The sequence below is a fragment of the Pseudomonas sp. NPDC087817 genome, assembly GCF_044742875.1.
Taxonomy (GTDB): Bacteria; Pseudomonadota; Gammaproteobacteria; order Pseudomonadales; family Pseudomonadaceae; genus Aquipseudomonas.
This window is the reverse complement of sequence record NZ_JBIUVJ010000014.1, coordinates 45,690-52,438: the sequence shown is the minus strand read 5'-3', so window position 1 is coordinate 52,438 and position 6,749 is coordinate 45,690. Positions and strand designations below refer to the sequence as shown.

At 58.9% G+C, this 6,749-nt stretch carries 9 protein-coding genes; 3 read left to right on the top strand and 6 right to left on the bottom strand.

Translation table 11 applies throughout. From position 1 onward, the window contains the following. A partial coding sequence (locus ACIONG_RS13055; RefSeq protein ID WP_401299895.1) for a malate:quinone oxidoreductase occupies positions 1-451 on the top strand: 451 nt, incomplete at its 5' end. A gap of 81 nt (positions 452-532) precedes the next feature. Here ACIONG_RS13055 and ACIONG_RS13050 read toward each other — a convergent pair. Continuing rightward, complete coding sequence (locus ACIONG_RS13050; RefSeq protein WP_103303303.1) at positions 533-961, bottom strand: nuclear transport factor 2 family protein; 429 nt, start codon at positions 959-961, stop codon at positions 533-535. Positions 962-1,120: 159 nt separating this feature from the next. Between ACIONG_RS13050 and ACIONG_RS13045 the strand changes: the two genes are divergently transcribed. Both ACIONG_RS13045 and ACIONG_RS13040 read left to right on the top strand, forming a co-directional pair. Next, positions 1,121-1,288, top strand: coding sequence for a hypothetical protein (locus ACIONG_RS13045; RefSeq protein ID WP_177431377.1), 168 nt, complete (start codon positions 1,121-1,123; stop codon positions 1,286-1,288). Positions 1,289-1,374: 86 nt separating this feature from the next. Next, positions 1,375-1,821 carry an NUDIX hydrolase gene (locus ACIONG_RS13040; protein ID WP_401299890.1) on the top strand — a complete coding sequence of 149 codons (447 nt, stop codon included), beginning with the start codon at positions 1,375-1,377 and terminating at the stop codon, positions 1,819-1,821. A gap of 39 nt (positions 1,822-1,860) precedes the next feature. On the opposite strand, the gene ACIONG_RS13035 is transcribed toward ACIONG_RS13040, so the two are convergent. From ACIONG_RS13035 to ACIONG_RS13015, 5 genes are all read right to left on the bottom strand, one after another. Then, the gene (locus ACIONG_RS13035; RefSeq protein WP_401299887.1) at positions 1,861-2,622 is read right to left on the bottom strand and encodes a PoNe immunity protein domain-containing protein; all 762 of its coding nucleotides are present in this window, start codon (positions 2,620-2,622) and stop codon (positions 1,861-1,863) included. Then, positions 2,622-3,398 carry a PoNe immunity protein domain-containing protein gene (locus ACIONG_RS13030; RefSeq protein WP_401299884.1) on the bottom strand — a complete coding sequence of 259 codons (777 nt, stop codon included), beginning with the start codon at positions 3,396-3,398 and terminating at the stop codon, positions 2,622-2,624. Before ACIONG_RS13030 ends, ACIONG_RS13035 begins: the two co-directional genes overlap by 1 nt. Positions 3,399-3,491: 93 nt before the next feature. Further along, positions 3,492-3,692: a hypothetical protein gene (locus ACIONG_RS13025; RefSeq protein WP_401299881.1), complete on the bottom strand. Its 201-nt coding sequence runs from the start codon at positions 3,690-3,692 to the stop codon at positions 3,492-3,494. A 152-nt stretch (positions 3,693-3,844) separates the two neighbouring features. Next, complete coding sequence (locus ACIONG_RS13020; RefSeq protein ID WP_401299878.1) at positions 3,845-5,233, bottom strand: amidohydrolase family protein; 1,389 nt, start codon at positions 5,231-5,233, stop codon at positions 3,845-3,847. Between the two features lie 13 nt (positions 5,234-5,246). Further along, positions 5,247-6,602, bottom strand: a complete 1,356-nt coding sequence (locus ACIONG_RS13015) for a nucleobase:cation symporter-2 family protein (RefSeq protein WP_103303309.1) — start codon at positions 6,600-6,602, stop codon at positions 5,247-5,249. Between the last annotated feature and the right edge of the window lie 147 nt (positions 6,603-6,749).

Below are 6,749 nucleotides of genomic sequence, written 5' to 3'. Positions count from 1 at the left end.
GGAATACTTCCCGAACGCCAAAGCCGAAGACTGGCGCCTGTGGCAAGCCGGCCAGCGCGTGCAAATCATCAAGCGTGATGAAGCCGCCGGCGGCGTGCTGAAACTGGGTACCGAAATCGTTGCTGCTCAAGACGGCTCCATCGCCGGCCTGCTGGGCGCATCGCCAGGCGCGTCGACCGCTGCTCCGATCATGCTGAGCGTGCTGCAGAAAGTCTTCAAAGACAAAGTCGCGACCCCAGAATGGCAAGCCAAGCTGCACCAGATCGTTCCAAGCTACGGCACCCAGCTGAACAGCGATCCAGCCAAAGTGGCTGCAGAGTGGGCTTATACCGCCAAGATCCTCGAACTGCCGACACCTCCAGTGATCGGTCAGGCTGCTGCTCCGGCTGCACCTGCGGCTGAAAAAGCTGAAGCTCCGAAGGAAAACGCTGCACGTGACATGGCTCTGTAACCAGACGCCTGACACACAAAGCCCACTGAACCGGCGACGGTCAGTGGGCTTTTTTGTGGCGAAAATCCTGTAGGTGCGGAGTCAGGATCTGGTTTTTGCCAAGTAGGCACCGAGGCGCTGGCCCATTTGTTCACCCAAGGCTTGCAGGCCGCTGAGGGGACGCACCATCACCTCGAATTCGACGATCTTGCCTCGCTCATCAAAGCGAATCATGTCGATGCCTTTGAGCTCCTTCGAACCTATCTTGGCACTGAACTCCAGAATCACATTCAGCCCATCAGCGGTCGAAAGCTCACGGTGATATCTGAAATCCTCAAACACTTCGAACACCGTGTTGAGAATCATCGAAACCACCGGGGCGCCCGGATAAGGCGTGTGTGCCATGGGCGAGCGGAACACGGCGTTGGCATCAAGCAGCGCGGGCAGGGCGCTCAAGTCGCCGGTACGGATCATTTCGTGCCAGCGGTTCAGGGATTCGGCGACATTGGGCCGCAGGTTCAGGTCAGTCATTTGCACCTCTGGATTTTTGTTGTTCTTCGACTCTAGATCAAAGCGCTGTCAGGGCAAACTTAATGTCGCTACTGAATATCACCCTACAGATCAGATTTCATCTGATACGCTTTTTTCGTTTCAATCTGCCTCTGTCATCGGTTCAGATGCAGGATCAAAATGCCCCGGCAGTTCGGTCACTCACGACAAACCTTCATTCCGAAGTGTCCAGTGCACCGCAAGCTCAGCATTGAGGAGAGCAACATGAACAAAATGGCGATTTTCCTGGGTGGCTTCCTGACACTGACCATTCTGATTGGACTGCTCGCGACGATTTCTCCGGTCTGAGATACGGCCACAAGATGATGTCCGGGGTGTGCCGCGCGAATCGTGTTTAAATGCCGCGCCTTCACACCTCGAAATGGACGTCACCCATGACCGAACAACGGATCCGCGCCCTCGCGCTTTGCGTTTTTCATCACAACGGCAAAATTCTGGTCAACGAGTTTCGTGACCCGGTCAGCCAGCAGACCTGCTTTCGTCCCATCGGCGGCGGTATCGAATTCGGCGAAACCAGCGCCGAAACCATCGTGCGCGAAGTGCAGGAAGAGTTGGGTCTGTCCATGACGGACGTGCGCCTGCTCGGCACACTGGAAAGCCTGTTCATCTACAACGGCAAACCCGGACACGAGATTGTGCAGGTCTACGACGCCAGGTTTGCCGACTCCGGCGTGTACGCGCAGGCGCAGATCATTGGCCATGAAAGCGACGGTGCACCCTTTACTGCGCGCTGGCATGACCGCTCAAGCTTCAGCGAGCAGGCGCCTCTGGTGCCGAAGGGTCTGGGTGATTTGCTCAAGCGCGCCGGATTGCTCGATTGACCTAGCAGCGACCTCCTTTAAGAACAACGACGCACGGCCTCAACTATTTCGTGCGTACTCGACAAGATCCCTGGGATAAACCATGTGATCGACCGTGCTGTCATCGATGCCGTACAAAAACGCGATGGCAGCGGCTTCAAACGCCCAGTAACCGACATAACTTCCTTCGTCGCCGTCCAGGTGAGAGTCGTACCAGGGCGCGTGGGTGAAGGCGCCATACCATTGCTCGCAATAGGTCGCCAACAAGTCGGCAGCCTCTTGCCTGTCATCCGCGTGAATCGCCTGTATCAACGGGGTGTAGACGTCGTGAAACCACTCATCGATGTCTTCTCTGTCCTCGACTACCTTGCACAGCAGATCTTCGTAAAGCGCGTCTTCGCCCTTGTAGCCGGCATTGTCGATAAGACGGATAAAGCGCTTTAAGAGGTCGGTTCGATGCAGTAGTACGCACAGGCTGACTACCTGAAGGCACTCCTCATATTGATCAAGCCAGGTATCGATGGCCAGAGGCGAGATATCGACTATCTGTTCACTGATTGCCAGTTTTTGCTGGCGCACTTCGTATAGCGAGATCAACTCTTCGAGAAGGGGTTGCAGCGCAACGAATTCGACACCCGCGGTGTAGGAGATCAACAGCTTTTTAAAGGCCACGCTTCTGAAATGGCTCGCTCGCAGAGAGGCTTCCTGTTCGGCAGAGTCTGACTCAAAGGTGTGGTGCTCCCAGAACTCTCTGGTCTCTACGCTGTAGGCCAGAAAGTCCTTGTATCGGAAGTCGCTGAGAAACTGTTTGTTCTTGTTCATCAGTGTTCACATGTTGCTGAGCGCCGCGCGTATTGGACCAGATCCCTGGGATAAACCATGTGATCGATCCTGCTGTCATCAATGCCGTACAAAAACGCGATGGCAGCGGCTTCAAACGCCCAATAACCGACATAACAGCCTTCTTCACCCTGCAAGTGCGTGTCGTGCCACGGGGCGTGTTCAAAGGCGCCGTACCATCCTTCGCAGTACTGTTGCAGCCGGGACGACGCCTCTTCGGGCGTATCGACGTAAACCGCTTGAATAAGGGGCGTATAGACGTCGTGGTACCACTCATCAATATCGTGACGGTCAGGCAGCACCTTCTTCAGCAGATCTTCATAGAGCGTGTCGTCACCGGCGTAACCCGCCTGGTCGATCAGTTTGACGAAACGCGCGAGCAAATCATGGCGGTGCAGGAGAACGCACAGTCCCATCACTTGAACCGCTTCTTCGTACTGGTCCGGCCAGTCATCGATGGCCAGCGGAGAGATCGTTGGTGATTGCTCATAGTCAGCGAGCGTTTGCTGGCGCACTTCGTACTTGTCGAGCAGGTCTTCAAGCAGGGGAATCAAAGACTCGACGGGCGCACCAGCGGTGTAGGTTACGATCAACCTGTCGAGTGCGAGCGTCTGGAAGTAGCGGGCGCGCTGCGACGCTTCTTCGGCATCGGAGTCGGATTTGAATCGGTGGATCTTGAAGAACTCGATGACTTCATCATGTTCTTTGAGAAAGTGCTCGTACTGGCTTTCACCGAGGAATTCCTGGCGTCGTTTCATTGATGTCGCGTCCCTTGCGTCCCGTGGAAAAGCTGCGGGATGGTGCAGCAATCCAGACGCTGGATCAAGGATTCAAACGCGGGATCAGTGCCCCTAGTCGTTTTGCGTGGCCGGGCCTTTGCGGCGCTCAGCACCGTCCGGATTGCCAACGTCCAGCAACCTTCTTTCCACCAATACGTTTTCCAGCGCCTGACGCTCGACGGGTTTCATTTGGTGCTCGCGTTTTTTCAGCTCCAGCAGGATAGGGCTGGACCAGGTGCGATAAGTCTGTTCGATGTTGCGGCGGGACGTCATCAGTCTCTCCTTGATGAAGAGCCCGGTGTTGCGGGCAGGGGCTCAATCCGATGAGGTATTAACCTTAGTCGACAAACCGGGAAGCCGCTAATGCCCAGGACTTTGTGGGAGCTGGCAAGCCAGCTCCCACAGGGTTACTCATCGAATGGGGATCAGTCGTCGACCTTCATCATTTCCTGCACGCCTTCCCACGCTTCGGCGCGCATGCGCTCGATGTCCAGGCCGGGTATCACGCCGTTATCCACGACGACCCGACCGCCGACCAGACTGTATTTCACCGTGATCGGTTCGCCCGCCACCACCGGGGCGACGGCGCTGTCGTGGAATCCGTAGAACCGTGGATGGTCGAGGCTGTAGATCACCAGATCGGCCGCTTGGCCAACTTCCAGCGTGCCGACGGCGCCGAGTCCCAATACCTGCGCGCCGCCCGCTGTGCCCCAATGGATCACATCTTCCGCGGTCGTTGCCGAGGCGCCTTGTTCGGCGCGGTGGATCAGCCACGCGGTGTTGGCTTCGCCGACCATGCTCCCGGATTCGTTGGAGGCCACGCCGTCGACGCCGAGGGAAATCGGCACGCCGGCCTCGTACATTTGCGGCACAGGCGCGACACCGCTGCCCAAGCGTGCATTGCTCACCGGGCAGTGGGCGATGCCGGTGCCGGTCTGGGCGAGCATGCGGATTTCACTCGGTTGCAAATGCACGGCGTGGGCGAACCAGACGTCAGGGCCGAGCCATTCGTGTTCGGCGACGAACTCCACCGGCAGGCAGTTGTACTTTTCCCGGCAGAAATTCACGTAGTTTTGCGTTTCGGACAAGTGTGTGTGCAGGCGCAAGCCGAGGCCGCGCGCGGTATGAGCGAGTTCGCGCAGCAGGGTCGGCGGCAGCGAGAAGGTTGGCGTGGTCGGCGCGACCACGACGCGGCGCAGCGCATCCGGGGTGTCCTGGTGATACCGCGATTTCAGCCGCTCGATATCGCCGACCATCTGCTCGAGGCTTTCCGGTTGTAGTGCGGTTTTCGAGAAGCCCGGATGCGCGCTCGCCGACTCCAGCGCACCACCCCGGCAGAGTACGAAGCGCAGGCCGAACTCGTCGGCCAGATCGAACAGCAAATCGCCGGTCTCGGTGCTGCCGTGGGCGTGGTAGAGGTAGTGGTGATCGGCGCAAGTCGTCACGCCGGACAGCAACAACTCGACCATGCCCAGCCGTGCGGCGATCCGCGCCAGTTGTGGTGTGAAGCGATTAAGACGCGGGTAGGGCACGCTCGCCAGCCAGCCTTGCAGGTCCTGATTCAGACCTTCGGGCACGGCTTTGAGCAGGTTCTGGAATAGGTGATGGTGGGTGTTGATCCAGCCCGGGTAGACCACGCTGTTGCGCGCATCGAGCACCCGCTCACCGGGTTGTGATTCCAGGTGGGCGGCCATTTCGGCGATGCGCCCGTTGACCACGCGGATGTCTACGGCACCCGCTCGGGCACGCGGGCCGCGCAGGCCGGTCATCACCGCGACCGGGTTTTTGATCAGGATGTTTTGCAGTTGAGTCATGGCAGGCTCCAGTTCAGAGAATGTGCGAGGCGGATTTGCTGGCGGTGGTTTCCGGCACGCTGACGCCATTCAGCGCGGCGTTGAGCAGCACCGACACCAGGCAGGCGATGACCACGCTGCTGTGCAGAAACGGCTGCGACCACTCGGGTAATTGTTTGAACAGGGTCGGCGCGAGCACCGGCACCAGCGCGGCGGCGATGGTGAAACCGACGATCAGCACGTTGTAGCGATTGCGCTCGTAATCGACCTTGGCGAGGGTCTGAATCCCCGCCGCCGCGACCACGCCGAACATGGCGATCCCGGCGCCGCCCAGTGCGGCAGTCGGCATCGAGGCGATGATCGCCCCGGCCTTCGGCACCAGGGCAATCGAGCACATCAGCAAGCCGCTGACCGCGACCACCCAGCGGCTGCGCACGCCGGTCAGGATCACCAGGCCGACGTTTTCCATGAAGGCAATAAACGGGAACGCGGCGAACATTCCGGCGATAGTGCTGGCCAGACCATTGGCGCGCAGGCCGTTGATCACCTGTTTGTCTTCCACCGGTTTTTCGACGATGTCGCCGATGGCCACGAACAAGCCCATTGATTCGACCATCTGCACGATCATTACCACCACCATGGTCGCGATAGGGATCAGGCTGAAGGTCGGCAATCCGAAATAGAACGGGTAGGGCACGGTCAGCCACGGCGCTTCTTCGACGCTGTGAAAACTGCCCATACCCAAGCCGTACGCCAGACCGGCGCCGATCAGCATGCCGATCAACACCGCCATGTTGCGCAGCAAAGGACTGCCATAACGGTTGACCAGCAGAATGGTCAGCAACACCACCACCGCTACGCCGAGAAACGCCGGCGCGCCGAAGTTGCTGGCGTTGCGACCGCCACCGACCCATTCATAGGCTATCGGGAACAGTTGCAAGCCGATCACAGTGACGATGCAACCGGTGACCACGGGCGGGAAGAATCGCCGCAATCGGCCCACGAACGGCGCCATCAGCATGGTGAAAATCCCGGCACCGATCACCGCCCCGCAGACCCCGGCAAATCCCACCTCCGGGTTGCTGCCGATGGCGATCACAGGTCCCACGCTGCTGAAGGCCACGCCTTGCAGAATCGGCAGGCGTACGCCGAATTTCCAGAAGCCGACGGTTTGCAGGATGGTGGCAATGCCGGAACAGAACAGCGTTGTGCTGATCAGCACCACGGTGTCGGCGTGGGACATTTTCAAGGCACTGGCGACAATCAACGGCACGGCGATGGCGCCGATGTATGAGACGGCCATGTGTTGCAGGCCGAGGGTGAGCATTTGTCGCACCGGCAAAATCCGGTCGACGGGGTGCACGGCGGAGGAGGGAGTGGCTGACGACATGGGGAAACACCTCTGGCTGTTTTTATGCGGTTGAGAGGGGTATTCGTCTGATGCCTCTGACTTGGGAACACCGAAGATCCCTGTGGGAGCTGGCTTGCCAGCGATGGCGGTAGATCAGTCACCAATTCATCAACTGACAGTCCGCAA